Here is a 17,993-nt window from a genome sequence, read left to right as displayed (position 1 = left end):
GGCCGCAACGCGACCCACCAGATGAAGAAACTCACCCTGGATGACCTGAAGAAATTCCGCGACCACCTGCGGATCCCTATCACGGACGAACAGCTCGAAAAAGACCTGTACCAGCCCCCGTACTACCACCCCGGCAACGACGCTCCCGAAATCAAATACATGATGGAGCGCCGCGCAGCCCTGGGCGGGGCCGTCCCGGAACGACGGTCCAAGCACGCCGAGATCACCTTGCCGGACGCGAAGTCCTACGAGGTCGCCAAGCGGGGCTCGGGCAAACAGCAGGCCGCCACCACCATGGCCTTCGTGCGCCTGCTCAAGGACCTGATGCGGGACAAGAACTTCGGCAAGCACATCGCCCCGATCATCCCCGACGAGGCCCGCACGTTCGGCATGGACGCGTTCTTCCCCACGGCCAAGATCTACAACCCCAAGGGCCAGAACTACCTCTCCGTAGACCGCGACCTCGTCCTGGCGTACAAGGAATCCGCCCAAGGCCAGCTGATCCACCCCGGCATCAACGAAGCCGGCGCCGTCGCAGCCTTCACCGCCGCCGGCACCGCCTACGCCACCCACGGCGTGCCCCTGGTCCCGGTCTACGTGTTCTACTCCATGTTCGGCTTCCAGCGCACCGGCGACGCCTTCTGGGCCGCCGCGGACCAAATGACCCGCGGCTTCATCATCGGCGCCACCGCAGGACGGACCACCCTCACCGGCGAAGGCCTCCAGCACGCCGACGGCCACTCCCCCCTGCTCGCCTCCACCAACCCCGCCGTCGTCACCTACGACCCCGCCTACGGCTACGAAATGGGCCACATCATCCGCGACGGCATCGAACGGATGTACGGTCCGGACTCGGAAGACCGGAACCTGATGTACTACCTCACCGTGTACAACGAGCCGATCACCCAGCCCGCAGAACCCGAGGAACTCGACGTCGAGGGCGTCATCAAGGGCATCTACCTGCTCGCCCCGGCAAAGATCGACGGTCCCCGGACCCAGATCCTCGCCTCGGGCGTGTCGGTGCCGTGGGCCATCGAAGCCCAGCGGATCCTTGCAGAAGACTGGTCCGTGTCAGCAGACGTCTGGTCCGTCACGTCCTGGAACGAACTGCGCCGCGATGGCCTCGCCGCCGAAGAGGAAGCCTTCCTCAACCCCGGCGAACCCGCCCGCGTCCCCTTCGTCACCCGGCAGCTCGAAGGAGCCACCGGACCCGTCGTCGCCGTGTCCGACTACATGAAAGCCGTCCCCGACCAGATCCGGCAATTCGTGCCCAACGAATTCGCCACCCTCGGCGCCGACGGCTTCGGCTTCTCCGACACCCGCGCCGCCGCCCGCCGCTTCTTCAAGAACGACACCCACTCCATCGTGGTGCGTTCACTGGAGATGCTCGCGCGCCGCGGTGAAGTGGATTCGCAGGCTCCGATCAAGGCGATTGAGAAGTACAGGCTCCACAACGTCAATGCCGGCACCACCGGCAACGCCGGCGGCGAGGCTTAGCACCTCCCCGCAGTAGAACCGCGACGGCGGCTCCCTCCGAAAGGCGGGGGCCGCCGTCGTCCGTTTCGGCAGGAGTGTCCTGTGACGCAGGCCAATGCGCATTGTAGCCTTTGCACAAATGGAGGTTGCGCGGCGGGGCCCGTATGCTCAGAGAATGCCAGCACCTGCCACCCCGTCCGCCAAGCGCAAACCGTCCACGCCCAGGGTCACGCCGGAGAAATCCGAGACGCTGAAGAAACTGCGGGCAAACGTGGGCCAGCTGTCCACCACCACCATGCGCGAGCTGGAAAAGTCGCTGCCTTGGTACAGCCGGCTCAGCTCGGACGAACGCTCGGCCCTGGGCATGGTGGCCCAGAACGGCATCGCCGCTTTTGTCACCTGGTACGAGCGGCCAAGCTCGCCGTCGTGGATCCTCACGGACGTCTTCGGCACCGCGCCCACCGAACTGACCCGGTCCATCAGCCTGCAGAAGGCGCTGCAGCTGATCCGGATCGTCGTCGAGGTGGTGGAGGACCAGGTTCCCGTGATTGCGCCGGAAGCCGACCAGCCATCACTGCGGGAAGCAGTGTTGAGGTACTCGCGGGAAGTCGCTTTCGCTGCCGCCGACGTCTACGCCCGGGCCGCCGAATCCCGCGGTTCCTGGGACACCCGGCTCGAAGCCCTCATCGTGGACGCCATCCTGCGCGGGGAAAACACGGACGCCCTGCGCTCCAGGATCGCGGCACTGGGCTGGAAGGCGCAGGAGCGCTTCACCGTCATGGTGGGCAATTCTCCCTCGGAGCCCAGCGCCAGCTACGTCAGCGAGCTGCGCCGGATGGCCGGCCGGTATGCGGAGGACGCCCTGGTGGGCATCCAGGGCGACCGGCTCATCCTCATCCTGGGTGGCGTCCAGGACCGGGAAACGGCGTATGTGAAGCTCAGCGAAATGTTTGCGCCCGGGCCGGTGGTGTACGGCCCGGAGGCCGGTTCCCTGCTGGAAGCCAGCGGATCGGCCCAGTCGGCCTTCGCCGGGCTGACAGCGGCCAGGGCATGGCCCGCCGCGCCGCGTCCGGTGGCCGCAGACGATCTGCTCCCGGAACGCGTCATCTCCGGGGACGACGCCGCGCGCCGTTCCCTCGTCAAGAACATCTACCGCCCGTTGCTGGCGGCGTCCAACGGCCTGGTGGAGACCCTGGGAACCTACCTGGAACTGGGCCATTCGCTGGAGGCAACGGCGCGGGAACTCTTCGTCCATGCCAACACCGTCCGGTACCGGCTCAAGCGTGTCTGTGACGTCACAGGCTGGGATCCGCTCCTGCCCAGGGAAGCCTTTGTCCTGCAGGCTGCGCTCGTGGTGGGGCGTCTTTCCGCCCCGCCTAAAGCTGCCGCGGAGCGCCTGCCGTCCCGGAATCAAGCCTAAGGCGTTGTAGACTTCCTACAACCTGACCCCGTGAGCTTGGTGCGGACAAACACCGCTGGAGCACACAGTAATTTGGAAAGCTGGATACGTGCTTGCAATAGTTTGCCCTGGACAGGGCTCACAGACCCCGGGTTTTCTGGCCCCTTGGCTGGAACTGCCCTCGGTGGCAGGCCAACTGGCCTCCTTGAGCGAGATCGCAGGCATTGACCTGGTCGCCCACGGAACCACCTCGGATGAGGAAACCATCAAGGACACCGCGGTCGCGCAGCCCCTGATCGTCGCAGCCGGCCTTGTTGCCGCGGGTTCGCTGTTTGATGTTGAGCTCAGTTCCCTTCCGGTTATCCTCGCGGGCCACTCCGTAGGTGAAATCACCGCGTCCGCCCTCGCCGGAGTGCTCACGGAGCAGGAAGCCATGACGTTCGTGCGCGAGCGTGCCAACAGCATGGCAGCGGCTGCCTCCGTCACTCCCACGGGCATGAGCGCCGTAGTTGGCGGCGACCCCGCCGAGGTCCTTGCGGCCATCACGGCCGCGGGCGCCACCCCCGCCAACGTCAACGGGGCGGGCCAGACCGTCGCAGCAGGCACTTTTGAACAGCTGAACGCCTTGGCCGCGAACCCGCCCGCGAAGGCCAGGGTCATTCCCCTTAAGGTGGCCGGCGCGTTCCACACCAGCCACATGGCCCCCGCCGTCAGCGCCCTCAAGGCGCTGCAGCCGCAGTTGAAGCCGCAGGCACCGAAGGTGCCGCTGCTGTCCAACTACGACGGCGGCGAAGTCACTGACGGCAGCGCCGCCGTCGACAGCCTTATTGCCCAGGTGTCACGTCCCGTCCGCTGGGACCGCTGCATGGAGGCGATGGTTGCCCGGGGCGTCACCGGCGTCATTGAACTTGCCCCCGCCGGCACCCTGGCCGGCCTCGCCAAGCGGGGCATGCCCGGCGTCAAGACCGTAGCCGTCAAGACCCCCGACGACCTTTCCGCCGCCCTGGCACTCTTCGCAGAACTGGAGGGAGACGCATGAGCGTTCCCACGCTGAAGCAGGCTCCCATCCAGGAGCACACCCGCATCCTTGGACTGGGCGCCTACCGTCCCAGCGTCATCGTCACCAACGAGGATGTCTGCCAGTGGATCGATTCCTCCGACGAGTGGATCCGCCAGCGGACCGGCATCGTGACGCGCCACCGTGCCCCCGCGGACATCAGTGTCATCGACATGGCCGAGGGTGCCGCACGCGAGGCCATGGAAAAGGCCGGCATCGAACCTTCCCAGCTCGGCGCCGTCATTGTGTCCACGGTGACCCACCCGTATGCCACCCCGTCCGCCGCAGCCAGCCTGGCTGACCGCCTCGGGGCAACCCCGGCTCCTGCCTTCGACATTTCGGCCGCCTGTGCAGGATACTGCTACGGCATCGCCCAGGGTGACGCCCTGGTCCGCTCCGGTGCCGCCAAGTACGTCCTGGTGGTAGGCGCCGAAAAGCTGTCCGATGTCATCGACAACAGGGAACGCACCATCTCGTTCCTGCTCGGAGACGGAGCCGGCGCCGTCGTCATCGGCCCCTCCGACACCCCCGGAATCGCCCCCTCTGTCTGGGGATCGGACGGCAGCAAATGGGACGCGATCGGCATGACCCGTTCCATGTTGGATGTCCGCGACCTCGGCATGGCCGCCCGGCAGTCCGATTCCACAGGCGACCTCGCCCTCCTGGAAGAGGCCCAGGAGTTGTACCCCACCCTTCGCCAGGACGGGCAGACCGTTTTCCGCTGGGCCGTCTGGGAAATGGCCAAGGTTGCCCAGCAGGCCCTTGATGCCGCCGGCATCCAGGCGGAGGACCTGGTGGCCTTCATTCCCCATCAGGCGAACATGCGCATCATCGACGAGATGGTGAAGAAGCTGAAGCTGCCGGAGAGCGTTACAGTGGCACGGGACATCGCTGACGCAGGCAACACCTCGGCAGCATCCATCCCGCTCGCCACGCACCGCCTGCTGCAGGAAAATCCGGAGCTAAGCGGCGGACTGGCCCTGCAGATCGGTTTCGGCGCGGGGCTGGTCTTCGGCGCCCAGGTAATTGTCCTTCCCTAGGAACGCCCCAACGGGCCGCATCCGCGGCCCGGACCATTTCCGGCAGCACCTGCCGGCAATACAAGAAAAGGAGCCATCAATGGCTAGCAACGAAGAGATCCTGGCCGGCTTGGCTGAAATCGTCAACGAGGAAACCGGCCTGGCCCCCGAGGCCGTGGAGCTGGACAAGTCCTTCACCGAGGACCTGGACATCGACTCCATCTCCATGATGACCATCGTGGTCAACGCCGAGGAAAAGTTTGGCGTCCGCATCCCCGACGAAGAGGTCAAGAACCTCAAGACCGTCGGCGACGCCGTCAGCTTCATTGCCGGAGCGCAGGCCTAGCCAAGGCTTCCGCCGTTACGGCATGGCAGGGCTGCCGGTCCGGATGACCGGACCGGCAGCCCGCCGCATTTTTCCGGCACCTTCCGCCCGTTGGAACGGTGCCGATCATCAAAACGCGGGACCTCCGGAAGACGGATTCCCCACCGACGAAAGAGTGATCCCATGACACGCAAAGTAGTCATTACCGGTCTGGGTGCCACCACGCCCATTGGCGGCGATGTACCCACGATGTGGAACAACGCGCTCAAGGGGGTCTCCGGTGCCCGCACCCTGGAGGACGACTGGGTGGCCAAGTACGAGCTGCCTGTCCACTTCGCTGCGCGCTGCAGCACCCCGGCCCTGGACGTGCTCAGCCGCGTCGAAGCCAAGCGCATGGACCCCTCCACCCAGTTCGGCGTCATTGCGGCCCGTGAGGCCTGGGCCGATTCCGGCATCACCGAGTTCGACAAGGATCGCCTCGCTGTTGCCTTCGCCACCGGCATTGGCGGTGTCTGGACACTGCTGGACGCCTGGGACACGCTCAAGGAGAAGGGCCCCCGCCGTGTGCTGCCCATGACCGTTCCCATGCTGATGCCCAACGGTGTCGCCGCTGCGGTCAGCCTGGACCTCGGTGCCCGCGCCGGCGCCCACACCCCTGTTTCGGCCTGTGCCTCGGGTACCGAGGCGCTGCACCTGGGCCTGGATTTGATCCGCTCGGGCAAAGCGGATGTGGTCATGTGCGGCGGCGCCGAGGCTGCCATCCACCCCATGCCCCTGGCGGCATTTGCATCCATGCAGGCACTTTCCCGCCGGAATGACGATCCCCAGGGGGCATCCCGCCCCTACGACACCGGACGTGACGGGTTTGTCATGGGCGAGGGTGCCGGCGCACTGGTCCTTGAAGCTGAGGAACACGCACTGGCGCGCGGTGCGCGTATCTATGGCGAACTGGCCGGAACGTCGGTCACTGCCGACGCGTACCACATCACCGCTCCCGACCCCCAGGGCCTGGGCGCCACGCGTGCGCTGAAGGCCGCCATGTTCGACGGCAGGATCCAGCCCGAGGATGTGGTGCACGTCAACGCGCACGCCACGTCGACGCCGGTGGGCGACAAGCCTGAATACACCGCCCTCCGCGCCGCCCTCGGATCCCATGTGGACAATGTGGCCGTCTCCGCCACGAAGTCCCAGATGGGGCACCTCCTGGGCGCCTCCGGCGCCGTCGAGGCCGTACTCACGGTGCTTGCCGTGTACGACCGGAAGGCACCCGTGACCATCAACCTGGAAAACCAGGACCCGGAAATCCCGCTCGACGTCGTCACCTCCGCCCGGGACCTGCCCGCCGGCAGCATCGTCGCGCTGAGCAACTCGTTCGGCTTTGGCGGCCACAACGCCGTGATTGCCGTCCGCAGCGTCTAACGCCCCGGATTTGATCCGTTTACGAGAGGAGGCCCCGCCGGTTGGCGGGGCCTCCTCTTTGCTATGGAAAACGTCAGCTCGACGGCGGTCAGCCCACCTGGTGGAGCCAGCGCACGGGAGCGCCTTCAGCAGCGTGCCGGAACGGTTCGAGTTCTTCGTCCCAGGCTTCGCCCAGGGCGAGGGAGAGTTCGTGGTAGACGGCGGCGGGGTCACCGGCGCCCGACTCGTAGGCGTAACGGATCCTGTCCTCGGACACCATGATGTTGCCGTGGACGTCGGTGACGGCGTGGAAGATCCCAAGCTCAGGGGTGTGCGACCACCGCCCGCCGTCAACGCCCTGGCTTGGCTCCTCCGTGACCTCATACCGAAGGTGCGCCCACCCGCGCAGGGACGACGCAAGCTTGGATCCTGTCCCGGGGGCGCCGGTCCAGGACAGCTCGGCCCGGAACATTCCGGGCGCGGCAGGCTGAGGGGTCCACTCAAGATCCGTCCGCTTGTCCACGACGGATCCGATGGCCCACTCAACATGAGGGCACAGGGCCGTAGGGGCCGAGTGAACGAACAGCACACCGCGGGTCATTGCATCAGACATTCCATCCTCCATAGCTCTAGGTACGTCTTCCCCAACGACCCTCTGCCTGGATGGAACTGCTGGTGCCTGCACTGCGGCGGCGTTCCTGCCTGCCTATTCAGATGTATCAGATAAAGCTGTGTCCGGACTTGCTGTGACGCGAAAAGCCGCAAGCTTCACGCAGGACTTGAAAGTTACCGGACCTGACTCTCATTGTGCCGTACCCCACGAAATTACGCCAGTGCGATTCATGGCGGTGCTGGCTTACGCCCTCGGGTGGGCCTGCTGGTAGCTCTGCCGGAGCCGGTCCACCGAGACATGGGTGTAGATCTGGGTGGTGGCCAGGCTGCTGTGGCCAAGGATTTCCTGTACGGCGCGGAGATCGGCCCCTCCGTCCAGCAGATGCGTGGCCGCCGAATGCCGCAGGGCATGCGGCCCCGAGGCCGAGGTATCGCCAAGCCCTGCGAAGAGGTCGTGGACCATGGCGCGGACCTGGCGCTGGTCCACCCGGCCGCCGCGGGCGCCCAGGAAGAGCGCCCGCCCGCTGCTGCCCTTGGCGAGCAGGGGCCTGCCCCGCCGCAGCCAGTCGTCCACGGCCAGGGCAGCGGGAACACCGTAGGGCACCGTGCGTTCCTTGTTGCCCTTGCCGATGACGCGCAGGGTGCGGCGGTCGGGGTCCAAATCATCGATGTCCAGCCCTGCCAGTTCGCCCACACGGACACCGGTGGCGTAGAGCAGTTCCACGATGGCACGGTTCCGCAGGGAAAGCGGCGCGCCCTCGGCCGCCGCATCGTCCAGGGTGGCCAGCAGCCGGGTCACCTGTGCTGCCTGCAGGACGCCGGGCAAAGCTTGCTCCCGCTTGGGGGCCGTGAGACGCAGTGCGGGATCCGCAACGATGAGCTCCTCCGCCAGCGCCCAGGCCGTGAAGACCCTTACGGAGGCGGACCGACGGGCGAGGGTTGCCCGTGCGGCGCCGGCCTGGCTCTGGTCCCCGAGCCAGCGCCGGAACGTTCCAAGCTCCAGGTCCCCAAGGCGGATGGCGCCTTCAGCCGAGGCATGGGACAGGAGGCTCCGGACGTCGCCCAGGTACCCTCGGAGCGTGTGTGGAGAAACGGCGCGCTCGGCGGACAGGTACCGCGCGAAGGCCTCAAGCGCCGCGCGAAGCTCCGCGGGCAGTTCCTCATTTTCCACCCCCCTACTGTCTCAGTTCCAGCGCCGAAAGGAGCGCTGACACGCACCTCCCGTCCCGGCCCGTACGCCCACAACGGCGGATCAGGCGCATCAGCTGGTTGCCTTTCCGCGTTTCCAGCCGCCCCGCTCCGAGACGGCCAAGCCCAGCAATCCCAACCGGCCCAAGCCGGCCCGGACGGATTCCTGGCCCAGGCCCGCGACCGTGGAGAGCTTTTCGACGGACGTGGTGGAGCGCAGCGGCAGGGCGTCCAGAAGAATCAGATCCTCCAGGGTCAGTCCGTCCTGAACGGCGGCCTGGCCTTGGCGCGCGTCAGGAAGGGCAGAACCGCTGGGTCCGGCCAGTTCGGCAACCTCGGCGGCGTCCGTCACGCAAACGGCCCCGCCATCCCGAAGAAGACGGTGGCAGCCGGCCGAGTTGGCGCTGTGCACGGATCCGGGAACAGCACCGACAGCACGGCCGAGGGTCTCGGCGTGGTGGGCGGTGTTCAGTGCCCCGGACCGCCACCTTGCCTCGACAACGACGGTAACGGCTGACAGCGCGGCAATAATGCGGTTGCGCTGGAGGAACCTGTAGCGGGTGGGGGCGGACCCTGGGGGAACCTCGGCGAGGACTGCGCCCTGGTTGCACACGGCCCGCAGGAGGTCCTCGTTTCCCGAGGGGTAGAAACGGTCCACTCCCCCGGCCATCACCGCAATGGTCGGCAGGGAATCCGACGCACCGGCAAGGGCTGCCCGGTGGGCATGCGCGTCTATGCCGTAGGCGCCGCCGGACACCACGGTGAATCCGCGCTGGGCCAGGGAGTAGGCCATATCGCCCGTGACCGATGCTCCATAGCTCGTGCTGTCCCTGGACCCCACAATGGCAACGGCTGTGGCCGCATCGGGAAGCCTCTGTTCCTGGCCCCGCCACCAGAGGCAGATAGGCTCCTGGATTCCGAGGTCTGCCAGCTGGGCAGGCCATAACCCGTCCGACGGAATGATCAGGCGCCCGCCGAGCCGTGCCATGGTTTCAAGGTCGCGTTCGGGAGCGAGATCGGGGACGCGGGGCTTCCAGCGTTTGAGGGCGTTGGCCATCCCGGCCCAGACCGCGGCCGAACCGCCGTCCGTGAGGAGTGCGGTAATCTCCCGCTCCATATCCGGCCCTGCCGCCACCTCGCCGGTAGCGATCCGCAGTGCGTCCACCGCCCCGGCCACCTGCACAAGGGCCAGACCTGCCGCGTCCTGCGGCTCCATCAATCGCGAGAGGGCGGCACGGGAACGCCGTTCGATGTCCCTGGCTACTTGAGTCATGCCGCGGCCGCCGCTGCCTGCCGAAGGCCCAGGGCCTGCCCGATGTCGTTGGTGTCCGGCTGTTCCCGGTGCCCGAGGTCTGCCAGGGTCCAGGCCAGCCGGAGCACCCGGTCGTAGCCGCGGGCCGTGAGCACGCCCCGTTCCAGCGAATGGTCCAGGATGCGGGTCACGGCCGCCGGCAACCTAAGCTCACCCCGCAGGATGCGGCCCGGGACCTGTGCATTGGTCTCCAGCCCATAGCGTGCCAGCCGCTCGAACTGCCGCCCCCGTGCGCCGCGCACCCGGCACGCCACGGTGGCGGTATCTTCCTCCGCTCCGGCTTGTCCGAAGTCGGCCAGGGAGACCCGTTCCACCTGCAGCTGGATGTCCACGCGGTCCAGGAGCGGCCCGGACATCCTGGCGAGATACCGCCGACGCATCATGGGTGTGCAGGTGCACTCGAGTCCCTTTCCGGAAGCTTTGCCGCAGGGGCAGGGATTTGCCGCGAGGACGAGCTGGAAGCGGGCGGGATAGGCGGCGGTTCCGGCTGACCGGTGGATCACCAGCTCGCCGCTTTCCAGCGGTTGGCGCAGCGCGTCCAGCACCCGGCGCTCGTACTCCGGGGCCTCGTCAAGGAACAGGACGCCCCGATGTGCCCGGGAGGCCGCCCCCGGCCGGGGAAGCCCGGAGCCGCCGCCGATGATGGCAGCCGCGGTTGCCGAGTGGTGCGGGCTTTCGAACGGCGGCCTCCGGAGCAGCTGGACTGAGGAGGAAGGCAGCCCGCACAGCGAATGGATGGCTGTAACCTCCATGGACTCATGGTCGCCAAGATCGGGCAGGAGCCCGGGCAGGCGTTCCGCCAGCATGGTTTTCCCGGCGCCCGGCGGACCCGTCAGGAGGAGATGGTGCGCCCCGGCGGCCGCCACCTCCAGCGCACGCCGTGCATCGCCTTGGCCCGAGACATCGGCCATATCGGGGTACGCCCCCGATTCGCCGGCTGCCTCGTCGGCACTGTCCGCGTCCTCGGGTTCGAAATCCAGCGCGAGCTCCTGGGGGTCTGCACCGAAGTCCAGTGCCAGCCTGGCCAGCGTGCTGTACCCCCGCACCTTGGCATCGGGGACCAGGGCCGCCTCCGCGAAGTTCGCCTGTGCCACGACGATGTCCGGATACCCGGCCTGTACCGAGGCCATCACGGCCGGCAGGATGCCCCTGACCGGGCGCAGCCTGCCGTCGAGCCCAAGCTCCGCGATGAACACGGTCCGCCCCGTGGGTTTGATGTCATTGGCGGCGCGGAGCACTGCCATGGTGACGGCAAGATCGAATCCCGAACCGCGTTTGGGCAACGAGGCGGGGATAAGGTTGGCGGTGATTTTCCTCCGGCTCAGGGGAATCCCGGAGTTCTTCGCCGCGGACCGGATGCGCTCCTTCGCCTCGTTGAGGGAAGCGTCGGGCAGGCCGAGGAGGACGAACGCCGGGAGGGTCTGGCCGATGTCGGCCTCAACCTCCACCATGTATCCGTTCAGCCCCACCAGGGCAATGGAGTAGGTGCGGCCCAGTGGCACTTATCCCACCCCCTTGAGGTGTTCCACCAGGGGTGTCCCGCCGCCGTCGTCTATCACCGCGATGACGTCAACACGCCGCAGCGGCATCCGCAGCTCCCGGTCCCTGCACCACGCAGCCCCAAGCCGGTGGAGCCGCGCAAGTTTTTCCGGGCCCACGGCTTCGAAGGGATGGCCGTAGTCCAGGGTGCGGCGGGTCTTTACTTCGGCGATGACCAGGGCGTCGCCGTCGAGGGCAACTATGTCTATTTCGCCTTCGGTGCAGCGCCAGTTACGCTCAACCACCAGCATGCCCAGGGTTTCAAGATAGCCGGCAGCGAGGTCCTCGCCGTGCCGGCCCAACAGGTCTTTCGATTTCATTTCTACCTCCGCAACCAGCCTGTGGTGGCTGGAGCACGGAGGACAGGACGATGACCGCCTATGTGGATTAAATGCGGTCAGGTGCCCCTGTGCAGGAGGAGTCCGCTTTGCAGGGAGGGTCCGGCCGGCGGAACGGATCTAGTTGCCCAGGTCGACGTCCTTGGGAAGGGAAAGTTCCTCGTTGCGGGGCAGCTCTTCGACGTTGACGTCCTTGAACGTGAGGACCCTGACGCTCTTGACGAACCTGGCCGAGCGGTAGACGTCCCACACCCACGCGTCCTGCAGGGTGAGGTCGAAGTAGACTTCGCCGTCGGCGCTGCGCGCCTGCAGGTCGACATGGTTGGCCAGGTAGAAGCGGCGTTCGGTTTCGACAACATAGCTGAACAATCCGACCACGTCCCGGTATTCACGGTAGAGCTGGAGCTCCATGTCGGTTTCGTAGTTTTCAAGATCCTCAGCACTCATGCTTCCATCTTGCACCATCGGCGGGGCAGCCGCTGCCCGCGCCGGAGCACTCAGGCGTCGACGGCGGGATCCTCGCCATCCGGATCTTCACCGTCCGGATCCTGCCCGTCCGGCAGCCGGCCGTCGAGCAGGTCTCCGCCAAGCAGGCGCCAGCTGACCCGGTGGTAGGGCGTCGGCCCGGCAGCGCGGAGGACGTCGCGGTGCAGGGCCGTGGCGTAGCCCTTGTTGATGTCCCAGCCAAAGTCGGGGAACTCGACGTGCAGTTCCCGCATCATCCTGTCCCGTTCAACTTTGGCGATGACGCTTGCCGCAGCGACGCTCAAGCACTGCATGTCAGCTTTGATCTTGGTATGCACGGGGGCGTCACAGCTGGCCTCGACAACGGGTTCGTCGAACAATGACAGCTGCTCCGCGGGGGAAAGCCAGTTGTGGCTGCCGTCCAGGAGCACCGCCTCCGGACGGATGCCTGCCTCGAGGACCTCCCGCCAGGCCCGTGTTCCGGCGAGGCGCAGGGCGGCAATGATGCCGATGGAGTCGATTTCCTGGGCGGAGGCATGGCCCACTGCCGAAGCCACGCTCCAACGGCGCACCAGCGGTTCGAGCCGCTCCCGTTCGGCGGGGCTCAGGAGCTTGCTGTCCCGCACGCCGGCCAGCGGCTTCTGGCGTTCCAGGTCCACCACGGCAATGCCTACGCTGACCGGGCCGGCAAGCGCGCCCCGCCCCACCTCGTCCACCCCTGCGAGGTACCGTATCCCCTGTGCCTTGAAGGTCCGCTCGTGCCTCAACGTAGGGGCCTTTGCGCGCGCGGGCGGCCTGGCGGGACCCGTCCCGGGCTTGATTGCCGTGGACATGGTCAGGGCGCCGCCGGCACGTTCCGGAACACGTCCGGGTAATTGCCAAGGGTGGTGATGCGGTTCAGCGGCCAGGCAATGACCGCCGCCTTGCCTTCGAGGTCGTCGAGGTCGATGAACCCGCCGTCGGAATCCATGTGGGCACGGGAGTCGGCGGAGTGGTTCCGGTTATCGCCCATCACCCACACCTTCCCTTCAGGGACAACTACATCGAAGGTGCGGATCTGCGGAACCTCGGCGGGGTTGACGTAGCTTTCGTTGATTGCCGTCCCGTTAATGGTCAGTTTACCGCCGGCATCGCAGCAGACCACATGGTCCCCCGGCAGTCCGATGACCCTTTTGACCAGGTGCTGTTCAGAGTTGTCCGGCAGCAGGCCGACGAAGGTCAGGCCGTCCTGGATCCAGGTGAAGGGCCCCTGCTCCTTTTCCGGCGCGGCAGGCAGCCAGCCCTTGGTGTCCCGGAAAACCACCACGTCGCCGCGGCTAAGCGAGAAGGGTTCAGGCACCAGGAGGTTGACGAAAATCCGGTCGTCGACGTCCAGCGTATTGACCATGGACTCGGACGGGATAAAGAACGCCCGGAACAGGAACGTCTTGATGAGGAAGGACAGCACGACGGCGATCACCACCACAGTGGCGATTTCCTTCAGCCAGGCAAGGACCGGGCTGCCAGCGGATTTCCCGGCTGCCTTGGCGGCAGAGCGGCTGTCCGCGGCGGCGGGGGCAGGCGCCTCGGGATCCCGGGCGGCCGTCACCGGAACCGCATCGGCGGGTGTGCCCGAAGCCCCGTCCTGACGTGGTTCAGGAATCCGCGCGTGGTTCTCGGGCATCTACTGTCCGTTCTCTGTTGTTGGTCCTGCCGCAGGCGGACGTGGTACTGAAGCAAATCTATCAAGGGGCCAGATGATCTGGACCGGCCTGCCGATAACCCTGTCCAGCGGGACCATGCCGCCGCCGGGGGCACCGAGCAGGCTTCTGGAATCGGCGGACAGCGACCGGTGGTCACCCATCAGCCAGAGGCGCCCCTCCGGGACCACGACGCTGAACTTCTGGGTGCTGGGGGCGTCACCGCTGAAAATGTACGGCTCCTCCAAGGGCTCGCCGTTCAACGTCACGTTGCCGCCGGCGTCGCAGCAGGCTACCGAATCGCCCGGCGTGCCGATGACCCTTTTGACGTAGGTTGTGTCGCTGCCCGTAAGGCCGGCCCATTGGGTAATGGCGGCCGCCGCATCCATGAAGGGGCCGTTGCCGCTCTTGAGCGGGGCGAAGGTACCCCGGCCGTCAAAGACGACGATATCCCCGTGCCGGACCGGTTCGTCCCGGAAGTCGGTCCGGGAAACCAGGATACGGTCCCCGCCTTCCAGCCCGGGCTCCATGGAGGCAGACGGGATGAAATAAATATCGAGCCACAATGAGCGGACCAGTCCGCTGACGGCAACGGCCAGGAAGACGGCGAGGAACGCAAAACGCCAGCCCGTTTTTCGGGGCTGGCGTTTTGTCTGGTCCATGGTCCGTATCCTGGGCGCTGGTGCTGGATGGCTCCGGCGCTGGCCGGATACGGCTGCGGCCCAGCCTCTGTAGGTCCGAAGGGACTTACTTGGCGGTGCTGAAGTCGCGCTTTTCCTTGATCTTCGCAGCCTTACCGCGCAGTGCACGCATGTAGTAAAGCTTCGCGCGGCGGACGTCACCCTTGGTAACGACCTCGATCTTTTCGATGATCGGGGAGTGAACCGGGAAGGTACGCTCCACGCCGACACCGAAGGACACCTTGCGGACGGTGAAGGTTTCGCGGACGCCTTCGCCCTGGCGGCCCAGGACGAAGCCCTGGAATACCTGGACACGGGTGTTCTTGCCTTCGATGATGTTCACGTGAACCTTGAGGGTGTCACCGGCGCGGAACGCGGGAACATCGGTACGCAGCGAGGCTGCATCGACGGAATCGAGAATATGCATAATGTGCACTCCTGGTGAACGCCACAGGTCATTCACTTTGGGTCACGGCAGGCAAGCCCGGACGCTGGTGGCGTACCCGGAGATTGCTGCCGAAAGTTAAGTGGTCCGGCCGCTTCACTGGTTGACGGGGCCGGTTGTCTTGGCTGTTGGTTGCGCTCCCCCTGTGGCAGGTGCGGACCCAGCAGACACAAGGACTAATTTTGCCACATTGCGGAGGCTACAGCCAATCCCCGGGGCCGCCGCCGAAAAATGGCTGCCCCGCCGCCCGCCCTAGGACCTGGATGAGTCCGCCTGGGCGCCTTCAGCACCGGGGCGGCGGCGCAGGCGCCCGTCGACGACGTCGTACCCCAGCTCCTGCAGTTCGGCGCGGTCCGCGCGCGGCAGCTTTCCGGCGTCGAACGTTTCAAGGAGGTCCGGCCGGCGCTCCGCCGTCCGGCGGAACTGTTCGTGCCGGCGCCACTGCGCGATCTTGCCGTGGTTGCCGCTCAACAGGACGGCCGGCACTTCGCGGTCACGCCACACGGACGGTTTCGTATAGACGGGATACTCCAGGAGCCCGTCGGAGTGGGATTCCTCCACAAGGGACTCGGGATTGCCCACCACGCCCGGCAGGAGGCGGCCGATGGCCTCCACCATGGCCAGGACTGCCACCTCGCCGCCGTTCAGGACGTAGTCCCCCAGGCTGACGGGACGGACGTCGAAATGCTCCCTGGACCACTCGATGACGCGTTCGTCAATGCCCTCGTAGCGTCCGCACGCGAACGCCAGGTGCTCCTGTTCCGCCAGTTCGTAGGCCAGCGCCTGGGTGAAGCGCTCCCCGGCGGGCGAGGGAACGATCAATACCGGCCGGGCCGCCCCTTCCGGGCGGTCTTCGGCAATCGAGGCCAGGGCCTGCGCCCACGGTTCGGGCTTCATGACCATGCCGGCGCCACCGCCGTAGGGGGTGTCATCCACCGTCCGGTGCCGGTCCGTGGTGAAGGAGCGGAGATCGTGGACACGCAGGTCCAGGATCCCGTCCTGCCTGGCTTTGCCGATCAGCGACAGTTCCAGCGGTGCCAGGTACTCCGGGAAGATGCTGACGACGTCGATCCGCATCTACGCTTTGCCTTCCGGCTCCGAAGAGGCTGCTTCGGGCTCCGCGTTCAGCTCGAAAAGACCCTCCGGCGGCGTCAGGAGGATGTAGCCCTCCTCGATATTGACTTCCGGAACAATCTGTTCGACGAACGGAACCAGGATCTCGACGCCTTCCGGAGTGGTGACCATCAGCAGGTCCTGCGCGGTACCGGTGTTGAGGGCGGCAACCTTGCCCACAACGGTTGAGCCCACCCGGGCCTCCAGGCCGACGAGCTCGTGCTCGTACCAGCCCTCGTCGTCGTCCTCCTCCAGCTCCTCGGTTTCGATGAAGAGTTTGGCACCGCGGAGGGTTTCCGCTTCATTGCGGGTTTCGATCCCGTCGAAGCCCAGCAGCAGGATGTCCTTGTTCCAGCGGGCACTGTTCACGGTGAGCGGGCCCACGGCCGCCGGTTCAACCGTGAACTCGGCGCCCGGGACAAACCGGTCCCCAGGGGCATCGGTCAGGACCTGGACCGTTACTTCCCCGCGGATGCCATGGGGTTTGCCGATTCGTGCCACCTGAAGCTGCATGTGTTCCTCTGTTCGGGTTGTGGTTAATCCACGGTGTTCTGGTGAAAGCACTCCGGCCCCTCCACCGCGTTGGTGGAGGGGCCGGAGCTAAAACTGATATTGCCGAGCGCTCAGCGGCGGCGGTCGGTGTCGACGACGTCGACCCGCACCGGCTCCCCGCCGGCCAGGGCTGCCACCACGGTGCGCAGTGCACGCGCCGTGCGGCCCTGGCGGCCAATCACCCGTCCGAGGTCGTCCTGGTGAACACGCACTTCGAGGGTGTCCCCGCGGCGGTTGTTCTTGGAGCTGACCTTGACGTCATCCGGGGAATCAACGATTCCGCGGACCAGGTGTTCCAGCGCTTCTGCCAGCAATCTACTCAGCCTCGGTGGTCTCTGCTTCGGCCTCGGCGGGTGCTTCGGCTGCATCAGACTTGGATGCCTTCTTGGTGATGGCTTCCGGGATGATCACGGAACCCTTTTCCGGGGCAACGAAGGCAGCCTTCTCAGACTTGGTCTTCAGGGTGCCTTCCTGGCCCGGCAGGCCCTTGAACTTCTGCCAGTCACCGGTGATCTTGAGGATCGCGGCGACCTGCTCGGACGGCTGGGCGCCGACGGACAGCCAGTACTGCGCACGCTCGGAGTTGACCTCGATGAATGAGGGCTCTTCGGTGGGGTGGTACTTGCCGATTTCTTCGATGGCACGGCCGTCACGCTTGGTGCGTGAGTCCGCGACGACGATGCGGTAGTACGGTGCGCGCATCTTGCCAAAGCGCTTAAGGCGAATCTTTACGGCCACTGTTGTGGTCACTCCTGTTTCAGAAAAGGGGGTGAACCCGGCTTTCTGCACCCGTGGGGCGGGCCATACTTGCGGGCTCGAAGGACAGGATCCTGACGCGGAGAGAGGGGCCACGCAGATCGAGTACCTGTTTATTGTGCCAGATCAGCGTTCGGATTTCGACTTGACACGTCCTGGCGCGGCCCCGCCGCGCCCGGACAGACGGGGCAGGAACGGCTCAGGCGGACCAGACGTAGAGGCCGGTGCGCTCCGAGTCGGCGATTCCGCTGGCCATTTCAGCGAGCTGCCGCACGTAGGTGCGCGCCTGGGCGGCATCGAAGGGCATGTCATCCTGCGCCGCCCACTGCTCAGCGACGTCGTCGAGGACGTCGCCCTCCCCTTCGGTTTCATAGGAGAGCAGGTCGGCCAGGGCACGCACCATCGCGGGCGGAACCGCAAGGAGCGAATCGCTCGCCACGTCCACCATGGTCAGCTCATAGTCTGCCCCGCCGGCATGGACGGCGGTTCCGGCCAGGTCGCCCAGCTGTTCCACTTCAAAGTCGCTGATTCCCGGGATCCGGACCGCGTCGCCGGCAGGGGCGCTGCCGCCCTTGTCCAGGATGCCGCCGCGCTTCAGTGCGGCGTCGTGGGTGGCAACAAAGATTTCGGTGAAGCCCAT

General features: G+C 66.4%; 21 protein-coding genes. 6 read left to right on the top strand and 15 right to left on the bottom strand.

Translation table 11 applies throughout. The annotated features are described in order from the left end of the window. The 6 genes from PV768_RS04370 to PV768_RS04345 form a co-directional block, all read left to right on the top strand. A partial coding sequence (locus PV768_RS04370) for a transketolase-like TK C-terminal-containing protein (protein ID WP_421092352.1) occupies nt 1-1,497 on the top strand: 1,497 nt, incomplete at its 5' end. A 154-nt stretch (nt 1,498-1,651) separates the two neighbouring features. Continuing rightward, nucleotides 1,652-2,896 carry a PucR family transcriptional regulator gene (locus PV768_RS04365; RefSeq protein WP_157241925.1) on the top strand — a complete coding sequence of 415 codons (1,245 nt, stop codon included), beginning with the start codon at nt 1,652-1,654 and terminating at the stop codon, nt 2,894-2,896. Nucleotides 2,897-2,984: 88 nt separating this feature from the next. Next, nucleotides 2,985-3,914 (top strand): ACP S-malonyltransferase, encoded by a 930-nt coding sequence (locus PV768_RS04360; RefSeq protein ID WP_321213782.1) that lies wholly within the window; start codon nt 2,985-2,987, stop codon nt 3,912-3,914. Then, a complete protein-coding gene (locus PV768_RS04355) occupies nt 3,911-4,972 on the top strand; it encodes a beta-ketoacyl-ACP synthase III (protein WP_157241923.1) in 1,062 nt (353 codons plus the stop codon). Before PV768_RS04360 ends, PV768_RS04355 begins: the two co-directional genes overlap by 4 nt. Before the next feature lie 79 nt (nt 4,973-5,051). Beyond that, complete coding sequence (locus PV768_RS04350) at nt 5,052-5,297, top strand: acyl carrier protein (protein WP_009359314.1); 246 nt, start codon at nt 5,052-5,054, stop codon at nt 5,295-5,297. A 162-nt stretch (nt 5,298-5,459) separates the two neighbouring features. Continuing rightward, entirely contained in the window at nt 5,460-6,695 is a 1,236-nt protein-coding gene (locus PV768_RS04345) for a beta-ketoacyl-[acyl-carrier-protein] synthase II (protein WP_321213783.1), read from the top strand. A gap of 88 nt (nt 6,696-6,783) precedes the next feature. Here PV768_RS04345 and PV768_RS04340 read toward each other — a convergent pair whose 3' ends face one another. The 15 genes from PV768_RS04340 to PV768_RS04270 form a co-directional block, all read right to left on the bottom strand. After that, nucleotides 6,784-7,287: a DUF3145 domain-containing protein gene (locus PV768_RS04340; RefSeq protein ID WP_157241921.1), complete on the bottom strand. Its 504-nt coding sequence runs from the start codon at nt 7,285-7,287 to the stop codon at nt 6,784-6,786. Between the two features lie 243 nt (nt 7,288-7,530). Further along, a complete protein-coding gene (locus PV768_RS04335; RefSeq protein ID WP_321213784.1) occupies nt 7,531-8,457 on the bottom strand; it encodes a tyrosine recombinase XerC in 927 nt (308 codons plus the stop codon). 90 nt (nt 8,458-8,547) lie between these two features. Then, nucleotides 8,548-9,747 carry a DNA-processing protein DprA gene (gene dprA, locus PV768_RS04330; protein WP_157241920.1) on the bottom strand — a complete coding sequence of 400 codons (1,200 nt, stop codon included), beginning with the start codon at nt 9,745-9,747 and terminating at the stop codon, nt 8,548-8,550. Next, complete coding sequence (locus PV768_RS04325) at nt 9,744-11,288, bottom strand: YifB family Mg chelatase-like AAA ATPase (RefSeq protein ID WP_323056497.1); 1,545 nt, start codon at nt 11,286-11,288, stop codon at nt 9,744-9,746. The genes dprA and PV768_RS04325 overlap by 4 nt, the downstream gene beginning before the upstream one ends. Further along, nucleotides 11,289-11,645 carry a YraN family protein gene (locus PV768_RS04320; RefSeq protein WP_157241919.1) on the bottom strand — a complete coding sequence of 119 codons (357 nt, stop codon included), beginning with the start codon at nt 11,643-11,645 and terminating at the stop codon, nt 11,289-11,291. Nucleotides 11,646-11,783: 138 nt separating this feature from the next. After that, nucleotides 11,784-12,110 (bottom strand): DUF2469 domain-containing protein, encoded by a 327-nt coding sequence (locus PV768_RS04315; protein WP_157241918.1) that lies wholly within the window; start codon nt 12,108-12,110, stop codon nt 11,784-11,786. 50 nt (nt 12,111-12,160) lie between these two features. Continuing rightward, a complete protein-coding gene (locus tag PV768_RS04310) occupies nt 12,161-12,961 on the bottom strand; it encodes a ribonuclease HII (RefSeq protein WP_421092351.1) in 801 nt (266 codons plus the stop codon). Nucleotides 12,962-12,963: 2 nt separating this feature from the next. After that, nucleotides 12,964-13,791, bottom strand: coding sequence for a signal peptidase I (gene lepB, locus PV768_RS04305; RefSeq protein WP_321213788.1), 828 nt, complete (start codon nt 13,789-13,791; stop codon nt 12,964-12,966). Then, nucleotides 13,792-14,469: a signal peptidase I gene (lepB, locus tag PV768_RS04300; RefSeq protein ID WP_421092350.1), complete on the bottom strand. Its 678-nt coding sequence runs from the start codon at nt 14,467-14,469 to the stop codon at nt 13,792-13,794. It abuts the gene before it with no gap. A gap of 85 nt (nt 14,470-14,554) precedes the next feature. Then, on the bottom strand, nt 14,555-14,914 hold the full coding sequence (rplS, locus tag PV768_RS04295) for a 50S ribosomal protein L19 (protein WP_050054723.1): 360 nt from the start codon (nt 14,912-14,914) through the stop codon (nt 14,555-14,557). A 270-nt stretch (nt 14,915-15,184) separates the two neighbouring features. Next, nucleotides 15,185-16,009, bottom strand: a complete 825-nt coding sequence (trmD, locus tag PV768_RS04290) for a tRNA (guanosine(37)-N1)-methyltransferase TrmD (RefSeq protein ID WP_157241914.1) — start codon at nt 16,007-16,009, stop codon at nt 15,185-15,187. Continuing rightward, nucleotides 16,010-16,558, bottom strand: a complete 549-nt coding sequence (gene rimM / locus PV768_RS04285) for a ribosome maturation factor RimM (RefSeq protein WP_421092349.1) — start codon at nt 16,556-16,558, stop codon at nt 16,010-16,012. 110 nt (nt 16,559-16,668) lie between these two features. Beyond that, on the bottom strand, nt 16,669-16,911 hold the full coding sequence (locus tag PV768_RS04280) for an RNA-binding protein (protein ID WP_018759999.1): 243 nt from the start codon (nt 16,909-16,911) through the stop codon (nt 16,669-16,671). Between the two features lies 1 nt (nt 16,912). Further along, entirely contained in the window at nt 16,913-17,335 is a 423-nt protein-coding gene (gene rpsP / locus PV768_RS04275) for a 30S ribosomal protein S16 (protein WP_321213791.1), read from the bottom strand. Nucleotides 17,336-17,552: 217 nt separating this feature from the next. After that, complete coding sequence (locus PV768_RS04270; RefSeq protein WP_197432591.1) at nt 17,553-17,993, bottom strand: hypothetical protein; 441 nt, start codon at nt 17,991-17,993, stop codon at nt 17,553-17,555.

The organism is Pseudarthrobacter sp. CC4, from assembly GCF_048957775.1.
Lineage (GTDB): Bacteria > Actinomycetota > Actinomycetes > Actinomycetales > Micrococcaceae > Arthrobacter.
This window is presented reverse-complemented; position numbering and strand designations above follow the sequence as displayed.